15 protein-coding genes and 1 pseudogene are annotated in these 19,234 nt (G+C 62.6%); 4 read left to right on the top strand and 12 right to left on the bottom strand.

The annotated features are described in order from the left end of the window. Positions 1-44: 44 nt before the first annotated feature. From K940_RS0108405 to abc-f, 4 genes are all read right to left on the bottom strand, one after another. Complete coding sequence (locus K940_RS0108405; protein WP_028477164.1) at positions 45-728, bottom strand: hypothetical protein; 684 nt, start codon at positions 726-728, stop codon at positions 45-47. Further along, positions 725-3,046: a hypothetical protein gene (locus K940_RS27465; protein WP_051407004.1), complete on the bottom strand. Its 2,322-nt coding sequence runs from the start codon at positions 3,044-3,046 to the stop codon at positions 725-727. Before K940_RS27465 ends, K940_RS0108405 begins: the two co-directional genes overlap by 4 nt. After that, positions 3,046-3,354, bottom strand: coding sequence for a hypothetical protein (locus K940_RS27460; protein WP_051407003.1), 309 nt, complete (start codon positions 3,352-3,354; stop codon positions 3,046-3,048). The genes K940_RS27465 and K940_RS27460 overlap by 1 nt, the downstream gene beginning before the upstream one ends. Positions 3,355-3,523: 169 nt before the next feature. Further along, positions 3,524-5,161 (bottom strand): ribosomal protection-like ABC-F family protein, encoded by a 1,638-nt coding sequence (gene abc-f, locus K940_RS0108390; protein ID WP_036527981.1) that lies wholly within the window; start codon positions 5,159-5,161, stop codon positions 3,524-3,526. Positions 5,162-5,296: 135 nt separating this feature from the next. On the opposite strand from abc-f, the gene K940_RS0108385 reads away from it, so the two are divergent. Further along, positions 5,297-5,956 (top strand): TetR/AcrR family transcriptional regulator, encoded by a 660-nt coding sequence (locus tag K940_RS0108385; RefSeq protein ID WP_028477162.1) that lies wholly within the window; start codon positions 5,297-5,299, stop codon positions 5,954-5,956. Here K940_RS0108385 and K940_RS0108380 read toward each other — a convergent pair. From K940_RS0108380 to K940_RS0108370, 3 genes are all read right to left on the bottom strand, one after another. After that, positions 5,953-8,007, bottom strand: a complete 2,055-nt coding sequence (locus K940_RS0108380; RefSeq protein ID WP_028477161.1) for a thioredoxin domain-containing protein — start codon at positions 8,005-8,007, stop codon at positions 5,953-5,955. The two genes, K940_RS0108385 and K940_RS0108380, sit on opposite strands and share 4 nt — an antisense overlap. 163 nt (positions 8,008-8,170) lie before the next feature. Beyond that, on the bottom strand, positions 8,171-8,494 hold the full coding sequence (locus K940_RS0108375) for a restriction endonuclease subunit S (RefSeq protein ID WP_028477160.1): 324 nt from the start codon (positions 8,492-8,494) through the stop codon (positions 8,171-8,173). After that, a complete protein-coding gene (locus K940_RS0108370; RefSeq protein WP_028477159.1) occupies positions 8,437-9,666 on the bottom strand; it encodes an N-6 DNA methylase in 1,230 nt (409 codons plus the stop codon). The genes K940_RS0108375 and K940_RS0108370 overlap by 58 nt, the downstream gene beginning before the upstream one ends. Positions 9,667-9,747: 81 nt before the next feature. Here K940_RS0108370 and K940_RS0108365 point away from each other — a divergent pair, with 81 nt between their 5' ends. The 3 genes from K940_RS0108365 to K940_RS0108355 are packed head-to-tail and all read left to right on the top strand — an operon-like array spanning position 9,748 to position 15,943. Further along, complete coding sequence (locus K940_RS0108365) at positions 9,748-11,277, top strand: class I SAM-dependent DNA methyltransferase (protein WP_028477158.1); 1,530 nt, start codon at positions 9,748-9,750, stop codon at positions 11,275-11,277. Then, complete coding sequence (locus K940_RS0108360) at positions 11,274-12,497, top strand: restriction endonuclease subunit S (protein ID WP_028477157.1); 1,224 nt, start codon at positions 11,274-11,276, stop codon at positions 12,495-12,497. Before K940_RS0108365 ends, K940_RS0108360 begins: the two co-directional genes overlap by 4 nt. Beyond that, entirely contained in the window at positions 12,494-15,943 is a 3,450-nt protein-coding gene (locus K940_RS0108355; RefSeq protein ID WP_028477156.1) for a DEAD/DEAH box helicase family protein, read from the top strand. The genes K940_RS0108360 and K940_RS0108355 overlap by 4 nt, the downstream gene beginning before the upstream one ends. Before the next feature lie 138 nt (positions 15,944-16,081). Here the strand turns inward: K940_RS0108355 and K940_RS27455 are convergent, their stop codons facing one another. The 5 genes and pseudogenes from K940_RS27455 to K940_RS0108325 form a co-directional block, all read right to left on the bottom strand. Further along, positions 16,082-16,990, bottom strand: coding sequence for a nucleotidyl transferase AbiEii/AbiGii toxin family protein (locus K940_RS27455; protein ID WP_051407002.1), 909 nt, complete (start codon positions 16,988-16,990; stop codon positions 16,082-16,084). Then, the gene (locus K940_RS0108345) at positions 16,990-17,604 is read right to left on the bottom strand and encodes a type IV toxin-antitoxin system AbiEi family antitoxin domain-containing protein (protein ID WP_028477155.1); all 615 of its coding nucleotides are present in this window, start codon (positions 17,602-17,604) and stop codon (positions 16,990-16,992) included. Before K940_RS0108345 ends, K940_RS27455 begins: the two co-directional genes overlap by 1 nt. Before the next feature lie 137 nt (positions 17,605-17,741). Then, positions 17,742-17,906, bottom strand: a pseudogene (locus K940_RS31505) (DUF255 domain-containing protein); the annotation flags it as partial. Beyond that, a complete protein-coding gene (locus K940_RS27450) occupies positions 17,903-18,343 on the bottom strand; it encodes a type II toxin-antitoxin system VapC family toxin (protein WP_051407001.1) in 441 nt (146 codons plus the stop codon). The pseudogene K940_RS31505 and the gene K940_RS27450, both read right to left, overlap by 4 nt. Before the next feature lie 198 nt (positions 18,344-18,541). Then, positions 18,542-19,234, bottom strand: a 693-nt coding sequence (locus K940_RS0108325; RefSeq protein ID WP_028477154.1) for an IS256 family transposase, incomplete at its 5' end; no start/stop codon positions are given.

Here is a 19,234-nt window from a genome sequence, read left to right as displayed (position 1 = left end):
CTTCCACGCCGCCACGGTGTTCACGGCCTTGACGACAGAATGAATCAGCCTCCTGGAGTGGTCGTCGGCTCGGTCGGGTCTGGCATCTTCTGGATGAACGGGTCCGGTTTGAAAGGCTCACACACCCCGACTTTGATCTCATCGGTCATACTCAAGTCAACACCATCATCCACAAACAGCCACCTCGGACCGTCCGGCACAGACCCATCCGCTGCAGGGCGGTCCGTCCACTGCACCCGAGGCCGACGCAAATGGTACGGCTTCACTGCTTCGCCAATCGAACCATCTATATGCAGCGTATACTGGCCAGGAGTGTTGTATATGCAGACAGATACTTCGACAACACCCTCCTCGGGTTCACGCACCTCTACTGCGCGCAGTGTCACCCCACCTGTCTTGTCAACATAACCGATGGAAAGAGAGGGATCGCGATTGTTGTCTACTTCGGGTGCTACCTTTGCACGGAATTCTTCACGAATGGCATGAAATTCCTGCGGATCGAGCATCCGAAGATCATTGGCCTTCATATCCAGGGCGAACTCGACCGCGGACAGCCGCGGCTCCTCCAAGGGTATCGCGATCTCGGTGTAAAATTGGAGTGCTGGGTACGGGAACGCTATTGTCGTGGAAGTAGCAGTAGAGGAATCCTCGGGGTCCGGTGCATCGCAAGCCGCTAGGGGCAGGACTATCAGCGCACCAGTGACGGCAGCGACATAGGCCCGCCTCATGAGTCGTCTCCCCCACTATCCTGAGCCGACCGTTGTGCACCGAGATCGATAGCGTACGACTGCCGGTAATTGTCAAGGTATTGACTCAAACGATGCGAGTCCAAGAAATCGTTGAATGCTTCTTGGGCACTCGCATCGCCTTCCATCGTAGAAGCTTCGATCGGCCCATCGCTGATGTGCAGTTCCGCCGGGAGAAATCCAGACATATAGGCGGCGTTGAGTATGGCCTGCTTTGCATGGAGGCTGGCTTCGGCTCTCAGGCTCGCGTCGCTGGGTCGTTCGAGGAATTCGTATTCGGGCTTGCCCAACCATTCTTGAAGCTGGTTTTCCACGGCATCTCCGTCGAAACCGGTGATCCCAGCACCGATATCGCCACCAGGAATCCGGCCGATCGCTTCATCGGTGAGTGCACTGGCGATCGAGGCGCCGAGCATCTTTGCTCTATACAACGCGTCGGTAGGGTTGAGCGCTTCGTCACCTTTCACCTGGTCTTGATGGATCATCGCGTCCCAGATCGCGTTGTCGATCCGCCCCGACAGGGTGCCCGCATCGCTGCGAGCAAGCGGCACTGACATATCGTCCGGATTGGTCCGCATCACATGGGCGAGTTCTTCGATACGCCGCTGCTCGACCGCGGCCGTCAGATTCACTCTGCCTTCTTCGGAGTACCCACCCAGCTGCAGCAATCGGTTGGACTCCTCCGCCTCCAGAGCCACCCGACCATCCGACCATACCGCACTATTGGTGAACCCATCCTGGGTGCCGGGGACACTCACGGCGTCGAGGTTCGCGGCTATGCCGCGACTGACCGATGTGGCGAGTTCGGGGTTTCTGGCGAAACTGTCTTGCTGCTGCTGCCAGACCTCGTCGTCGTCGCGCGGCGCGAGCATTTGCCCGAGTCCGGCAAGTGCCTCCCGTCCTCGCATACCGCGCGGGTCTTCCGGGGGCAGTTGGGATTCTTCGGTGATGCGGTCGATCAGCGTTGCCGCACCTCGCCCGTTGTCGGATTCCGACCAGTCGTAGCCGGTCAACGTCCGCACCGTTTCTTCCGGATCGTAGCCTTCGGGCATACCTTCACCGGTCCAGATCTGGTGCGCGGCATCGTTGTTACGGCCAGCGAACTCGGCAAAGCCAGCAGCAGCGCTATCGAGTTCACTGCGATAGAGATCTTGGACGGCGAAGCCCCCATAGGGGTGTTCCACCATATCTGCTGTCTTGAGGTACAGCTGGGTGCCCAGCTCGGTGCCGGGGGCATAGCCCGGATTGGCCTCGTTGAGCAGATCAGACAGCTGCGATACCCCCTCCATGTGTAGCTGTGCGGCCAGGTCTGGAGAGTACTGGGTCCCGTGGCCCGGCAAGTTCGGGAGTCGGGATTCGATGAGTTCGCGAATGTCCTCGGGCACCGCCTGATAGCTGCCAGCGTCGATGAGTTCGCCGTCGGCGTTGCGTCCGGAGCCGATGTCCTCGTTGCTGATGATCGCCAAACCATTGGCCAACGAATCCCGCTGTGCCGCAGCAACCGTGTTACCAGCTTCTTCCTGAGCTTTCAAATGCTCACTCAACGCCAGAATTCCGTCTTTACCTGCAGCATTGTAGAATTCGCGATAGTAGTCTTGGACTTCCGCCGGAAGCGAATCCACCTCACCACCCGCAGCAAGAGCATTCAACTCCGCATCCGTCAGCGGATGCGGGGGCAACTGGCTGGCGATCCGGTCGAATGCCGCCGGATCACGTCTGGACGGATCTTCATCTGCCAATTCGGCCAGCACACGACCGTCCTGCTGGCCGAGTCTGCTGGTTTCGTCCTCGGCCGCAGTGACATCCAGGCCCGAGCCCAGCAAGTCACCGGCCGAGCGCACGATGTCGGCCTGGGTGGTGACGCGGCGGGCGATATCCTGCACCGCGTTGTTCAGGTCGTAATACGCGCTGTTGATCAACTCCTGGTGGGCGATCACGGACTCCTCCGGGGCGCCGGAGACCTGCCAGTCCTCGGCCACCGCCAATGCCGCGTCTTCCGCATCGGCGACCCGGCCCAGCAACACACTGCGATACGACGCCACCGTCTCCGCGGCCCGACTCAACTCGACCGCGAGATCCTCGACCTCCACGGTCAGTTTGCGCCCCTGATCGTGGTCTTCGAGCACCCGGTCGTAGGCGGCGTCATAGGCCGCTCCCGACCAATCGTCGCGCACATCGGTGAAGTGAGCACGCACCTTCCCCAAGTACTGCACACAATCATTGCTGCTCTTGGTCAATGTGGCAGCCCACCGGTCGAGCGCACCAATGTCCCACCTGCCGAGCTGCGTACGAGTGGGCATCAGCGCCGCCCCACCGCAACCACATCGAACTCACGCATACGATCCGCGAACTCGGCATCTGTCGTCTCCAGATTCCGCGAGCATTCCCTCGTGATCGACGCGACCTGGCGCATACGCCCGGCGACCCGTAGGTAGGCTCCCTCCACGAATTCTCCTGCCTGACCACACGCAGGCACGAGTGCACACCCTGGCAACAGATCGGCCAGCGAATCGGCCTCTGTACGCACATCGATGCCATCCACCTCGTCACCCACGCCATCCAGCATCGATGACAGCCTGTTCAACTGGTCGATATCCGCCCGCAGCATGCACCCCCCTTTGACTCCATCGAATGGCTTATGGTGACTCGGATCGTAACCCGCGCAACAAGATCCCTCCAACACTCGAGCACTCGGTATCGCACCGACCGCAACCAACCTCGCCTACATCGACCAGTCCTCGAAGTCACGATGAACATCGAAGAGCCGGCCCTGAAGATCATCGACCAGGTCGGGCCGAGACCGGTGCACGCATATCGAGCCGGGCGCCACGCCAGTGATCTCGAAGTTGGCGATCGTGGCTGACTACAACCAGGGCGCCTCGATAGTCGACCAACGCGGCTTCCAACTCCTCGACGAGTCCGGGCGAGAGGTGGTTGGTGGGCTCGTCCAGGAGCAACAGCTCCGACGGTTCGCTGACCAGTCGCGCCAGTTCGAGCCGCTGCCGCTGCCCGCTGGACAGATTCTCCACCCGGTTCGTGAGCTGGGCGCGTGTGAACAGACCCAGTGACAGCAGGCGTTCGGTGTGATCATCGGGCAGCCCTGACTTGCCCTGGGCAAAGGCGGACAGCACGGTCTGACCGGGTACGGCGGGACCCGGTTCTTGAGCGAGGTAGCCGGCTCGGCCGCGACGGATCACCGTGCCGCAGTCGGGCGTGAGCTCGTCCGCCAACACGCGTAACAGTGTCGACTTGCCCGCGCCGTTCGGGCCGGTGATCAGCAGCCGTTCTCCCGCGGACACCCGCACACTCGTAGGTGCGAGCCTGCCGTCCACCGCGATATCGATGGCATCCAGGACGACCCCCGTCGCGCGTCCCGCCGGGGGCACCGCTTTGAACTGCAACGGTTGCGGGGGTGGCGGTACCGGATCGGCCAGGAGCCGCCGCAGGCGTTCCTCGGCATTGCGGACCCGGCCTGCCAACGACTTCTGAACGCGGCCACCTGCCCGGTGGTAGGCCAACGTGTTGTTGTCCTTAATGGGGCGCCCCGGTGCGACCTGTCGTGCTGTGGTGGCTATGGCTTCGCGCAGGTCGTCGGTCTCGTTCTGCCAGCGCAGATGGGTTTGGATCCAGCGTTGCCGCGCCGCCTCGCGTTCGGCGAGGTAGCCGCGGTATCCATTGCCGTGGCGCACGACGCAACGACGATCGGAATCCACTTCGAGCAGGGTGGTTGCCACCCGCTCGAGGAAAGTGCGGTCGTGGGAGACGGTGACCGAGGTGCCGCGCCGAGTTCGCAGATGGTCCTCCAACCAGGTCAACGCATCGTCGTCGAGATGGTTGGTCGGCTCGTCCAGCAGCAGCACCTCGGGCGCCGCGGCGAGGAGGGCCGCCAAGCGCAGACGAACCTGTTCCCCACCGGACAGTTCACCGACCGCTCGATCCCGCGCAACCACGCCCAACCCGAGTCCGTGCAGGGCTCGCTCCACCCGGGCATCGGCGTCGTAGCCGCCGCGCAGCTCGAAAACCGTTGTCAATTCGGCATATTCGTCCAGGTGAGACTTGCCGCCGGTAGACATCTCCCTTTCGAGATGACGCATCCGACCTTCGATCCAGCGCAGCTCGTGCAGCGACTGGTCGATGACCTGCCCGACACTCAGGTGCGCAGGCAGTTGCTCGTCCTGAGCCAGATAGCCGACACCGCCCTCTGCGTGCACGACGATCTCGCCCTGATCGGGCTGCTCGCATCCGGCGAACAGACGCAGCAGCGTGCTCTTGCCGGACCCGTTCTCCCCGATGATGCCGGTGCGTTCACCCGCACCGAGTGAACAGTTGACCGCATCGAGAACCGTGCGGTCGTGGAAAGACTTGCTGACCGCGAGCGCGGTGATCTGAGTGGGCACGAAATACCTCCGAAGCATTCGAGGACAACGCGGTCAGGGGTGACCGCTGAACCTGGTGAACACTTCGAATGAGCATTGGCGACCTCCGTAGTGCGACAAATGTTGCGTTAGTATTGTGGCGCATCCTGTCCCGCCGAGCAACCGGATATTCCCATGACCCCTGCCACAGAGCGCGCTGCCGGGCCGCAGTCGCGACCGGGCGGCCGCACGGCCCGCATTCGCGCTCAGGTCCTCGCAGCCGTTGAGACGGAACTGCTCGAAAACGGCTACGACGCATTGACCGTCGACACGGTCGCCGCTCGTGCGGACGTGCACCGCACCACCGTGTACCGCCGCTGGCGCGATGTCGGTGGCCTGATCGCCGATGTGTTCGCCGCTGCAGGCGATCTGGATTGGCACCCGCCCGACACCGGTTCACTATGCGGTGATCTCGCGGAGCTGAACCGCGAGATCCAGGATTCGTTCACCGAGGATTCGTCGATCGCGATGGCGCTGATCGCGGTATCTTTCCGTTCCGAGGATGCGGCGCGAGCACTGCGGCGCCTGTTGGAGGACCGCTATCTGCAGTGCGAGATCATCGTGAAACGTGCGATCGAGCGCGGCGAGATCCCGGCCGAAGTCGATACGCGCGCACTGCTCGTCGCGGCGACGGCACCGGTGTATCACCAGTTGGTGCTGTTGCGCACTCCGGCCGACGCCGGTTTACCGGAGCGCGCGGCCACGGCCGCGATGCTGGCCGCACAAGCCGGTGCTTTCGAATCGCTGGTGGCCGAGGCCACCGGCCGACGCGCAACTCCAACTCCTACCAGCTAATTGCGGCGCAGCGCCTCGCGAAGTTGCTCCGCGGTCGAGACCGGAAGGTCGCACACGGAGCCGCGGCACACGTATGCGGCGGCAGCGTCGTGCACCAAGGGGCGATCCGCCAAGAGCGGGACGGCCCCGGGCGCGGCCGCCAGTACGACCGAACCACCGGGCGCGGCGGCGCGGGCCGTGGCGAGCAATTCGATAGGACGGGAGGGGGATTCGGTGGTGGCGATGGCGATCTGCACCGGCCCGCGCACGGCGGCTTCGGCGACCGCCATCCACTGGCCCGCGGATCGGGGCGCTTGGGCCAGGATCGCCACGGCGCTCTGTAGCGTGCGCTCGGCGAGGTCGCGGTAGCGTGCCGCGCGGTCGGGGTCGCTTGCGGCGGCGGTGGTGAGCAGCGCTTCGGCCAGGGCGGACGCACCGGCGGGGGTGGCGCCGTCGATCGGGTCACGCGGTCGGGTGAGCAGGGTTTCGGCGTCGTCGGCGGTGTCGAACCAGCCGCCGGGCTGATCGGGGTCGGCGAAATGTTCGATCGCGGTGTCGAGCACCTGGTGTGCGTGCTGGAGCCAGTCGAGTTCGCCGGTGGCCTGGTGCAGGGCGAGCAGTCCGGTGGACAGCCAGGCGTAGTCCTCCAGGATGCCGGGCGCCGCACCGACGACGCCGCCGAGCGATGCGCGGCGCAGCCGGCCGTCCACGATGTGCTCGGTGAGCAAGAAGCGCGCGCACTGGGTGGCCGCGGCCACCCATTCCGGCTCGTCCAACGCAGCTGCGGCCTCGGCGAGAGCGGTGATCGCCATCCCGTTCCACGCGGTGACCACCTTGTCGTCGCGCTCCGGTTGCGGGCGACGGTCACGGGCGGTGCGCAGCGTGGCGCGCACACGATCCAGGCGCGCGATCTCCTCCGCGGTGGTCGGCTCGGCGTAGCGGGTCAACACGGAGGTGCCTTGTTCGAAGTTTCCGGCGGTGGTGACGCCGAAGAATTCCGCGGCCCATGCCCCGTCGATCGGCCCGATCTCACCGGCCAGTTCGGCCGGCGTCCACACATACGTCGCTCCCTCGACGCCGGGTTCGCCCGGGCGCATATGGGTATCGGCGTCCAGCGCCGAGGCGAAACCGCCCTGTGGTGTCCCCAAGTCGTCGAGCAGGAATCCGATGATCTCTCGGGTGACCCGGTACGGCAACGATTCCGGTTGCACCGCGGAGATGCGCCGCGCCAGATGGGCATACACGCGCAGCAGTTGCGCGTTATCGTAGAGCATCTTCTCGAAATGCGGTATCATCCACGCGGCATCGACCGAGTATCGCGCGAAACCTCCGCGCAGCTGGTCGTAGATTCCGCCGCGCGCCATGGCGTCGGCCGTGCGCGTGACGGCGGCGAACACCACGGGGTCGCCGGTGCGCTCCCAGTGCCGCAGCAGGCCCTCGAGCAGCGCCGATGGCGGAAATTTCGGTGCGCCGCCGAATCCGCCGTAGGTGTCGTCCACATCGCCTAGGACGGCTGCGGCAGCGTGATCGAGCAGGTCGGGGGTGATCGTCGCGTCGCTGGCGGGCAGTCGCGCGGTCTGGGCGCGCAGCGCCTGCGCCACCTGGGTCGAGGCCTGGTCCACTTCGTCGCGCCGGGTGTGCCAGGTGTCGGTGATCGCGGTGAGCAGTTGGGTGAACGACGGCATGCCGCCGCGCGGATGTTTCGGGTAGTAGGTACCGCAGTAGAACGGTTCACCGTCGGGGGTGAGAAAGCAGGTCATCGGCCAGCCGCCCTGCCCGGTGAGCGCGACGGTGGCATTCATGTACACCGCGTCGAGATCGGGCCGCTCCTCCCGATCGACCTTCACGCACACGAAGTTGTCGTTCATCTGGGCCGCGATCGTCGCGTCCGCGAACGACTCGAAAGCCATGACATGACACCAGTGGCAGGAGGCGTACCCCACAGACAGCAGAATCGGCACATCCCGCGCCGCGGCCTCGGCCAGCGCATCGGCATCCCATTCGCGCCAGTGGACCGGGTTGTTCGCGTGCTGACGCAGGTACGGAGAGGTGGCACCGGACAGACGGTTCATACCCTCCAACCTTCCACAGTCACCCGCGACCGCGCCCCAGCAAACCGGTGCACGATCTCTCGACAGCCGGGTCTCGCTGATCGGCTGTCCACCACTGCGGATTCGACAGCCTGGCCGCCTCTTGCCCACCTTCCCGCGCCCTGAAGCCCGTTGAAAACGGGTTTCAGTTTATTGCGGGATCGCTGACTGTTCCCGAAGGAACAGGCGGGCCACCCAACCCTACGACCCCGGCAGCCAAACCATCTGTCAGTACCGCACGGACTTGCGCAGCGGCATCCGCGAGTGTGCGGAGCCCGGCGACCTGATCGTCGACGGCATTCATGGTTGTGCCGATCCAGCGTTGTTCCTCCAAAGAAGGAAGGATGATCGTCTGGCAACCCAGCGCATCCTTGCTCAGGGTAGCGACCGCAGTGCCGGTCGTACGGGCGGCTATGTCGGCCAGAATCCGCGGACTCGACAGGTAGGCGAGCAGGTAGAGCGGATCCACCTCGGCATTGCCCTGGACTCGAATTCGAACCAGGTTATTACCCAACAACATCCGAGACTGATCGGCGTCGACAATGGCCGGGGGATCATGGAACCGGAGCGGGCCAGCAGAATATCGTTCGGTTCGAGGAGGTACTTGCCGAGCCGGTCGGCCGCCCTCTCACTGATCGCCTCGGCTGAGGTGGCATCGACCCGGAAGTCGCGCAGATGTTTCCGCTTCACCACCGGCACCGAGCGTTCCTCAGCAACCTCTCCATTCGGCATGAGGTCGTGCGAGAGTCCAGGTTGAATGTCACAGATCGCGTCCAGCCGGACTACTCGCCGGGCCTCCGGATCGTCTCGTAGAGGTCCGTCATCTGAACACAGCCGATCGAGCACGGCCCGCGGCGCGGTCGATTCCCGCGATCGCCCGAATTCGGCGATTGCTCGATCGATATCGTCCAGCAGAGCATCGGTCCCGTTCTGCGCCGCACGACGGATATAATCCGCGGGGCGCAGCCCGAACCCTGCCTCACCGATCGTGTCCAGGTCCGCGTTGATCGCCGACCCACCCCCCGCCAGTTCCACGACGTGCTCCGGCGGCAGGGAGCGCCGGTTACGGAAGCAGTCGGTGATCGCTGCCACCGCCTCGTCCGGCAACCGGATACGGTTACCATCCCGCACACCCATGTTCCCCGCGTCCACTAGAAACACAGCTTCGAAGTCCGACACGCCACGGGCGACGATCCACACCGATGCCGCGATATCGGTGTTCGGGAATATTCTGGCCGGCAAAGTGACCACTGCGCGTACCGCGCCCGCTGCCACCATTCGACGACGGATTTCCATCTCGGAGCGGTCGGCGGAGACTGCTGCCTGCTCCGGCATAAGCACCACTGCCACGCCGTCCGGCGCCAGACTCGCCACAGCGTGCTGCAGCCAAGCGAAGTTGTCATTGTGTGACGGCGGAACACCGAAATCCCAGTCTTCGGGTCGATAGTCCGAGCGGCGTTCGGTCCGATTGTTGAACGGCGGATTCGTCAGGACTATGTCCGCGCGGACACTGTCGGAGTCCTCATCTTCCCACGGCGCCGAATCCCCCTGCCGAAAGTCGCCGGTTCGGCCCGCGATCGCGGTCCGCATGGCAGCTATCCGCAGTGATTGCATGGCCTGACCGATATGAGCACTGCCCATGGTCAGTGTGTCAGTTCGTCAGTAACTCCGGACCGATTGCTCTCCGTACCGCTCTTACCGCCCCTTCGATAGGGTTCACCGGTGATCACCGGCGAACTCCGCACCAAGATAGACAGCCTCTGGGATGCCTTCTGGTCTGGCGGCATCTCCAACCCCCTCGAAGTGATCGAGCAGATCACCTACCTGATCTTCCTGCGGCGATTGGATGACATCCAGACCGTCAAGGAGCGCAAGGCGAATCGCACATCCAGCCCGATCGATCGGCCGATCTACACCGACGAGACCGACTCGCTACGGTGGTCGAACCTGAAGAACCTCCACCCGGACCTGATGTTCCCGCGGTTCCAGGACGGGGTGTTCCCCTGGCTGCGCGATCTGAGCGGCGCGGACGCCAGCGACGAATCCACCTACGCCCACCACATGCGCGACGCCCGCTTCACCATCCCTACCCCGGGCCTGCTCGGCAAGGTGGTGGACCTGATCAACGAACTTCCGCTCGACGCAGGCGACACCAAGGGCGATCTGTACGAGTACATGCTCGGCAAACTCGCCACCGCCGGCCAGAACGGCCAGTTCCGCACCCCTCGCCACATCATCGAACTGATGGTGCGCATGATGGCCCCCGGCCCAAACGACGAGGTCTGCGATCCGGCCTGCGGCACAGCCGGCTTCCTAGTCGGCGCGGCCGAGTACATCGCCCAGACCCACCATGAGGATCTGCTCGATCCGGCCATCCGCGACCACTACGACCACGGTATGTTCCACGGCCTCGACTTCGACCGCACCATGCTACGCATCGCCAGCATGAACCTGCTCATGCACGGCGTCGACCAACCCGATATCCGCTACCGAGACTCCCTGGCCGAAAGCGCCGCCGGCGAGGCCGACAAGTACTCCATGATCCTGGCCAACCCACCCTTCGCCGGCAGCCTCGACTATGCGACCACCGCCAAGGACCTCCAGGCCATCGTCAAAACCAAGAAGACCGAGCTGCTCTTCTTGGCCTTGTTCCTGCGCCTGCTCAAACCCGGCGGCCGGGCCGCCGTCATCGTCCCCGACGGCGTGCTTTTCGGATCAACCAAGGCGCACAAAGAACTTCGCAAGATGCTCGTAGAGGGCCACAAGCTCGATGCCGTGGTGAAACTGCCCAGCGGGGTGTTCAAACCCTACGCGGGCGTGTCCACCGCCATCCTGTTCTTCACCAAAACCAACAGCGGCGGCACCGATACCGTGTGGTTCTACGAGGTCACCGCAGACGGCTTCAGCCTCGATGACAAGCGCACCCCATTGCTGCCCGACACCCAACTCGGCGCGGCCCCCGCCACTGCTCTTACCGAAGAGGAACACACTAAGAACAACCTCCCCGACGTGCTGACCCGCTGGGCGCTGCGCAATGGCAGCGAACACGACCGGCCCCGCACAGCTCAGAGCTTCTGCGTACCCAGGGCCAATATCTCCGCCCAGGACTACGACCTGTCACTCAACCGGTACAAGGAGATCGTGCACGAGGAAGTCGAACACCGGCCGCCGATGGAGATCATCGAGGAATTGGAGCGGATCGAGGCGGAAATTCAGCAGGGAATGTCGGAGTTGAAGGGGATGCTCGGGTGACCGTCTACCATTCGGTTCCAATCGGCGATGTCACGACAGTGAGGGGTGGCGGAACTCCTACTCGGTCCAACGCGGACTACTACGGCGGCGGCATTCCTTGGGTTACGCCGAAGGACATGAAATCCTGGAGCATCGATCAATCACAGGTAACCCTCTCAGAATTTGGTGTCCAAAATAGCCCGGCAAAGCTCATACCAGAAAACAGCGTCCTGGTAGTGGTGCGTTCGGGCGTGCTGAAACATACGATCCCGGTTGGTATCAACAAGGTACCCGTAACCATAAACCAGGATATGAAAGCAATAATATGCGATGACTCGATCCTCCCCGAGTACCTTGCGAGGTTCATCAAGGAACGATCGGGGGTCATCCTCAAATGGGTCCGAGCGACGACAGCCGACAACTTTCCATTCGATGCGCTTCGATCCCTGCCCATACCGCTACCGCCCTTCAACCAACAGCGGCGGATTGCGGAGATACTGGATCAGGCAGATGCGCTGCGGGCGAAGCGGCGACAGGCTATTACCCTCCTCGACGAGCTCACTCAGTCCCTCTTCATCGACATGTTCGGCGATTCACACACAATTGCAACGAGGTGGGGAACAAGACCGGCTGAAGAAGTCTGTAGCCATGTAGTCGATTGCATCAACAGAACAGCCCCGATCGTCGACTATCCGACTATCTACAAGATGATCCGCACTACCAATGTCAAGAATGGTGAGGTTAACCTTACCGACGTCAAGTGCGTATCCGAGAAAGTATTCCGTCAATGGAACAGGAGACTCACACCCCAGCAAGGAGATGTGCTTCTAACACGGGAGGCACCGGTGGGCGAGAGTGGAATTATCGAAACAAACGACAATATATTTCTCGGACAACGGTTGATGCTTTACCGAGCCAATAATTCCATTGTCACTAGCGAATATCTTCTCGCAGCCTTCCGAAGCTCGTTTCTGGCGCATCAATTTGCAAGACATGGGTCTGGCTCGACCGTCAAACACCTACCCCTTCCAGCTTGCCGAAGCTTCGAAATTCCCACCCCGCCTCTCGACCTGCAATCAAAGTTCACCGACGCGATGCGAACGATCCGGGCACTCAAGCAGCAACACCGGATGCAGATCGTTGCGCACGACATCCTCTTCGCCTCCCTCCAGTCCCGTGCCTTCCGCGGCGAACTCTGGCACACTGACCTCGATCACCTTGAGGGGGAAGGATTGTCGTGAGCAACTTCGCGTTCCTGCGGGCAGAGTGGCCGAATCTGTTCGAGGAGGCCAAGCGGGCCGAGCGGGCCGGGGTGGCCGATCCCCGGGTGGCGTGCATCTGTGCCCGCAGGACGCTGGAGTTGACCGTCGAGTGGTTGTACGACGCCGATTCCACGCTCAAGAAGCCGTACTACAACGATTTGAACGCCAAGATCAACGATCCGTCCATGGTGGCGCTGGTCGGTCTCGATATGCGGACGAAGATGGAGCTGATCCGCAAGACCGGCAATAGCGGGGTGCACGGGAAGAAGCCCATCGCCGAGAAGTCCTCGATGGAAACTCTGGGTGAGTTGTTTCAAGTGATGTACTGGGTGGCCCGGCGCTATGCCCGCAACCCCGCGAATCTTCCTCCTGCGGCATTGGCTTTCGACCCGAACCTGGTGCCCCGGCCGGTACCCGCGGAGGTACGGCGCAAGAAGCAGGCCGAGATTCAAGCGATGCTGGCCGAATTCGAGCAGCAGCGCAAAGATCTTGCCGCCCAGCGAGCGGCGAACGCCGATCTCGAGGCGGAACTGGCCGAGTTGCGGGCGCAGGTCAAGGCGGCCAAGCAAGTCAACCAGAAGATTCCCGACACACACGACTACACCGAGAACCTCACTCGGAAACGGTATATCGACCGTCTGCTGGCCGAGGCCGGATGGCAGCTCGACAGTCTGGAGGATCGGGAGTATCCGGTTACCGGGCTGCCGACGCCGAGCGGCAAGGGCCGAGTCGATTATGTGCTCTGGGACGACAACGGTAAGCCGTTGGGGCTGGTCGAGGCCAAGCGGGCATCGAAAGATCCGGATATCGCCGGCAAGGAGCAGGCCCGCCAATACGCCGACGCCTTGGAGCGGCAGACCGGCCAGCGTCCGATCATCTTCTACACCAATGGTTTCGAGACCTGGGTTTGGGACGACCGGCTCTATCCGCCGCGCCGGGTGCAGGGTTTCTACACGAAAGACGAGCTCCGGCTGCTCATTCAGCGGCGCGTCGGCCGTAAGAAGCTGGCCACCGAAACCATCAACGAGCAGATCGTCGACCGGCATTACCAGACTCGCGCCATCCGCCGGATTGCGGGCAGCTTCGAGTCCGATAATCGACGCCAAGCCCTGTTGGTGATGGCGACCGGAACGGGCAAGACCCGCACGGCCATCGCCCTGGTCGATCTGCTCGCCCGAGCGGGCTGGGTGAAACGGGTGCTGTTCCTGGCCGACCGGCAGGTCCTGGTGAATCAGGCCGCCAAGGCGTTCAAGACCCATGTTCCGGGCCTGACCACGGTGAATCTGCTGGACGAAAAGAAGGCCACCGGCCGGGTGTACGTGTGCACCTATCAGTCGATGATGGCACTGGCCGACGAAGCCGACTCCAACGACGTCAACCGTTTCGGACCGGGCCATTTCGATCTGGTCATCATCGACGAGGCACACCGGTCGGTGTATCAGAAGTACGGAACCCTTTTCATCTACTTCGATTCACTGCTGGTCGGATTGACCGCCACCCCGCGCGACGATATCGACCACAACACCTACCAGCTGTTCCACCTCGAAGACGGGATGCCCACCGACCACTACGACCTCGATGAGGCAGTGGCCGACAAGAACCTGGTGCCGCCCACCGTTGTGGATGTGCCCCTGAAATTCCCGCGGCTGGGCATCAGGTACGATGAACTCCCACCCGACGAGCAAGACCAGTGGGAATCCACGGACTGGGCGCCCGACGACGGCGATATCCCCGACGTTATCGAGGCCGACGACCTCAACAAATTCCTGTTCAACGCCGACACCATCGACAAGATGCTGGAAACGGTGATGGAATTCGGGTTGAAGGTCGATACCGGCGATCACATCGGCAAGACCATCGTATTCGCCCGTAATACCAAACATGCCAAGCTCATTGCTGAACGCTTCGATACCCTGTACCCGCATTACCGGGGTGACTTCGCGACCATCATTACGAGCAAGGCAGACAATGCGCAAAGCCTCATCGACAAGTTCGAGAAGCCCGGCAGCGCGCCCTATCTCGCTATATCGGTCGATATGCTCGACACGGGGTTGGATGTGCCCGCCGTAGTAAACTTGGTATTCGCGAAGCGAGTGCGCTCGAAGACCAAGTTCTGGCAGATGCTCGGACGCGGGACCCGCCTGTGCGAGAACCTTTTCGGCCCCGGACAGCACAAGACCGGATTCGTCGTGTTCGACCTGGGCCAGAATGTCGAGTACTTCAACCAGAACCTTCCCACCACAGCCGGCCGGTCGACGCTCTCCCTGCGCGAGAAGCTGTTCCGGCAACGTGCTGACCTGTTGTTGGAGCTGGATCAGCTGGAGAATCCCGGCGATACACCGGCCGAAATCCCGACAGGTGAACCGGAAAGCACCGGTGATGTGCGTTGGCAGTTCGCGCAGGCACTGCACCAGCAAGTGGCCGGAATGAATCCCGACAGCATCGAAGTCCGCCACAAATTGCAGCATGTCGAAGCCTTTGTCGATCCCGCCACCTGGCAGCGGATCACACCGCAGAAGCGCAGGGAACTCGATGAGATAGCCGGGCTGCCGACCGAATTCGTGGAGGATGGCAACAGCCCTCAGGCCAAACGCTTCGACTACCTCATGCTGCGGCTGGAGTACGCGTGTCTCACCGGAGAGCCAAGCTTCACTGCGCTGCAAGAGCAGGTGCGCGATATCGCCACAGAATTGCTCAGCCCGGCGTTGCAGAACATCCCGGCAGTCTCGAAGCATCATGACTTCCTCGAGGACGTCTGCTCCGATGCCTGGTGGGATGATGTCACCCTGCCCATGCTCGAGACCGTGCGCCGACGCCTGCGTGCCCTGGTCGCCAATATCAAGCCAACACGGCGCAGCCCGGTCTACACCGACTTCACCGACGAGCTCGGCCAACTGCACATCCAGGAACTCACCGCGCTCAGCGGCATTCGTGGCAAGTCACGATTCGAGGCGAAAGTCCGCGCTTACCTCACCGAACACACCGACCAGATCGCGGTGCAGAAGCTGCGCCGTAACCGGCAGATCACCACGATGGACGTCGCCTTTCTGGAGCAAGTATTCCTCGCCGAGGGCTTCGGCACGGCCGAGGACCTGGAGCAGGCGAAGTCCGAGTACGACGGGCAGCTGGGCCTATTCGTACGCGCGATCGCGGGCCTCGATGAAGAAGCCGCCATCGCCGCGTTCGACAAGTTCCAGGCTGGTCGCACACTCTCGGCGAATCAGCTCGACTTCGTCAAGCTGTTGATCAAAGTGATCACCAAGAGCGGTGTCGTCGATGTCGGCGCCCTCTACGATCCCCCGTTCAGCAGCATGGCTCCACGCGGCCCCGAGGAGTTGTTCTCCGACAAAGATCTCGACGCGATGCAGGAAGTGCTCACCCACCTGCGTACTACAGCCATACCCGTCGATACGCAGACAGCTTGACAGGTTCCATGCTCAGCACGGACCGGCTACAACCCTGGATGTGGCGCATTGGCAACTATCGACGTGACACTCCTACGATCACGCCGTAACTACGCTCGTAGGGCCGGAACTGGCGATTGGAACCAATCCGATCATGCGCTATGCACCGGGCTCCCATCGCCGAGCTCCGGCCACCCATGTTCCGCCGATCACTCTGCCTTCGATAAGTGGGTCCGCAAACTCGGCGACCAGTTCGAAAACGTGGAGGAATAGGTCGGGGTAACCAGCCCCCGCTGGGCCCTGACGACGGCGCCAAGCCGCGTACGAGCGCTGACGGAGCTCGGGAAGCCGGGTTACCGAACTACTGAGTGATCTCAATGTGATTCCTCGGTAGGTAGCGGTGGCCTCCAGCGCGTCCGTCAGTTCGTTGCCGGGGAGGTCATTGGAGGAGATCAAGCGATGCAGGTCTGCGTAGTCGCGATCGCGGGTGTTCAGGTCGCCCAGTGCCACCGCGGTCGACAGCTTCTCGGCGATAACCGTGGCGAGCGGATATCCGAAAAGCTGAAAACTGGTGCCATCGAGCTGTTGCGGATACTCGATGAGCATTGGCTCCGGAGTGACCGGATCTCCGAAACTGACATCGAGCTGGAGCTTGAGGCGCGCCCGAGAAATGGATGCGGCCATCGTCATACGTAGCCCGTGGTACTCGTCGTCCTCCCGGATCTGAACAGTCTTCAGTGTGCTGGGATCGAAAAGGACCCCATCATCTATCTCAGTCGCTGCGATCATCGAGATCCGCCGAACGATCTCATCCTCATCGCCACTGAAGAACCGGCCGAGGATGTCGATATCGCGGGTCATCCGGCGAGCACCGAACTGAGCCAGCAGTAGGCCACCCTTGAGAACGAAGAACCGCCCGCCCATCGGTGACACCGCAAGCCGGAACAGGAAGCGCTCGAGTACATACTCGATCATGAGCTCGTCGGTTGACCGTGCAGTGCGGCGAGCCAGATTGCGCAGGTCGTTGTAGATACTGCCTGCTGTGCTGTCACGTGCCGGATTGGGCATCAGGCGATCACCGCTTCGACAGCGGGGCGAATGATCGATATCGCATTGAGTTCACCTGCGATGCGCTGCATCTCGGCCACGCCCGCGGAGCCGGCACGACGTAGGTAGCGGCCGAGTGCGACCAACGCGAGAGTTTCACCGATGCGGTGGCGATGACGCATTGCGTCGACCACGGAGCGAGCGGCGTCATACACCGGGATGGTTTCGCCCGGCGCCGCCTCGTAACGCTCGACATTGAGTGCAAAGGTCCTTGCCGAATACTGGGAGACGACAACAGGAGGAAACGAGATCGAAGGGCGACGGGCGCCCCGCGCCACAGCGATATGCACCGCCCAAGGAATATCGTCGATCAACTCGTGCAGCGCGAGAGCGGATTCACCACATACAACCGCATGCGGCGCGCGTGTACACACCGCGAGAAGATCGATGTGCGCGGACTTCGGGGCATCGGTGCGGCGATGGACACCGCGTGATAGCTCGTCCACCTCCCCGCGGTCCAGTAAGAGCGACAGGTCTCTGGAAGAAAGCCCGGCCTGACGCGCCTGCGCCGAAGTGAAGGTCGGCGGCAGCCCACCCAACCTGGCCGACAGTCTCGAAGACCCAGTAGAACCCATGCATTAAATCGTACCCACAGGACAGGGCTATGGGTACGAATTGATACAAGTCGACCTATTGCCGACCCGGACCCAGCTTCCACCCGTACCCAACGTACCGCCATCTATCTGCATGAATGCCACTTGTAACCCTAAACCATCACATGACACCAGTGGCAGGAGGCGTATCCGATCGAGAGCAGGATCGGCACATCCCGTTCGCGGGCTTCGGCCAGCGCCTCGGTATCCCATTCCCGCCAATGGACCGGGTTGTTCGCATGCTGACGCAGGTACGGCGAGGTGGCACCGGACAGACGGTTCATGTCCTCCAGCCTTCCTGATCATCGGTCATCCGGGTGCGACACCCGCAGATCTCCACCAGATCTTCGAGTCCTGCGAAATCTTTCGGGTTGACCGTATACAGCGGCAGACCGTTCGCCGACGCTATCGATGCGATCATGAGATCGACACGGCGCGGCTTCGGATTGCGCCCGCTGGACAGTACCGAGACAACCACATGACCGAACCGCCGAGCCGCACGGGTATCCATCGGCAACGGGTCGAACAACGCTTCGGCAGCCTGTACCCGCTCGATCCGGACCGCCCGCTCGGCTGCATCGACCGCATAGTGCGGCCCAGCAGCCAACTCGGCCATCGTGATCGAACTGATCAGCGTCTCCTGCGGTAGCTCCGCCCGGTCGAGCCGGTCGAGCAGGATGATGACCTCGGTGTCGACGAGACCACGCACACCCGCGGACATCAGCTGTCACGCTCGGAAGCGAACCCACCCCGGCGGTACGCACGGTCGTACGGGTCATAGAGCGAATCGTCTACCATATCATCGGCTGCGGAACGCCGGACACGCCCCGAGGCCGACAACCCGGCGAACGCCGCCACGACCTCGGTCAAGTCCAAATGCGTGGTGTAAAGAGAATGGTTGCTGCGTGATCCTTGTTGGTCAGGCGGTGAGTGCTTCGGGGTTTTCCTCCTGTTCGGTGGTGGGGTCGGTGAGCCCGCGTGAGCGGGCCAGGACGTCGAGGCCGAGGTAGCGGCGTCCTTCGATCCATTCGTCGTGTTGTTCGGCCAGGACTGCGCCGACGAGACGGATAATGGCCTGGCGGTCGGGGAAGATGCCGACGACGTCGGTGCGGCGCCGGATTTCCTTGTTCAACCGTTCCTGGGGGTTGTTAGACCAGATCTGGCGCCAGATCTGTTTCGGGAAAACGGTGAACGCGAGCAGGTCGGCACGGGCGTTGTCGAGGTGCGCGGCAACCTTCGGCAGTTTCTCACCCAGGGCGTCGAGCATCCGATCATATTGGGCAGCAACCGATTGCGGGTCTGCCTGATCGAAGACCGAGTGCAACAGGGTACGAACCCAAGGCCAGGAACTCTTCGGGCATACCGACATGAGATTCACGGTGTAGTGGGTTCTGCATCGTTGCCAGGACGCGCCGGGCAGTGTCGCACCGATCGCCGCGACCAATCCGGCGTGGGCGTCGCTGGTGACCAGGGCGACGCCGGAAAGCCCGCGGGCGACCAGGTCGCGGAAGAACGCCAGCCATCCGGCTCCGTCCTCGCCGCTGGTGACCTGGATACCGAGGATTTCGCGGTAGCCATCGTTGTTGACCCCGGTGGCGACCAGGGTGTGGAC

Origin of the sequence: Nocardia sp. CNY236, assembly GCF_000482385.1 — a bacterium.
GTDB lineage: Bacteria > Actinomycetota > Actinomycetes > Mycobacteriales > Mycobacteriaceae > Nocardia.
Note: the sequence above shows the minus strand (reverse complement) of the source record. Positions and strands in the feature narration are given on the sequence as shown.

Excerpts from the sequence above, each read along its gene's own strand:
- K940_RS0108405 (WP_028477164.1), bottom strand. The coding sequence starts at position 728 with ATGAGGCGGGCCTATGTCGCTGCCGTCACTGGTGCGCTGATAGTCCTG.
- K940_RS27465 (WP_051407004.1), bottom strand. The coding sequence starts at position 3,046 with ATGCCCACTCGTACGCAGCTCGGCAGGTGGGACATTGGTGCGCTCGAC.
- K940_RS27460 (WP_051407003.1), bottom strand. The coding sequence starts at position 3,354 with ATGCTGCGGGCGGATATCGACCAGTTGAACAGGCTGTCATCGATGCTG.
- abc-f (WP_036527981.1), bottom strand. The coding sequence starts at position 5,161 with ATGCTTCGGAGGTATTTCGTGCCCACTCAGATCACCGCGCTCGCGGTC.
- K940_RS0108385 (WP_028477162.1), top strand. The coding sequence starts at position 5,297 with ATGACCCCTGCCACAGAGCGCGCTGCCGGGCCGCAGTCGCGACCGGGC.
- K940_RS0108380 (WP_028477161.1), bottom strand. The coding sequence starts at position 8,007 with ATGAACCGTCTGTCCGGTGCCACCTCTCCGTACCTGCGTCAGCACGCG.
- K940_RS0108370 (WP_028477159.1), bottom strand. The coding sequence starts at position 9,666 with ATGGGCAGTGCTCATATCGGTCAGGCCATGCAATCACTGCGGATAGCT.
- K940_RS27455 (WP_051407002.1), bottom strand. The coding sequence starts at position 16,990 with ATGCCCAATCCGGCACGTGACAGCACAGCAGGCAGTATCTACAACGAC.
- K940_RS0108345 (WP_028477155.1), bottom strand. The coding sequence starts at position 17,604 with ATGGGTTCTACTGGGTCTTCGAGACTGTCGGCCAGGTTGGGTGGGCTG.
- K940_RS27450 (WP_051407001.1), bottom strand. The coding sequence starts at position 18,343 with ATGTCCGCGGGTGTGCGTGGTCTCGTCGACACCGAGGTCATCATCCTG.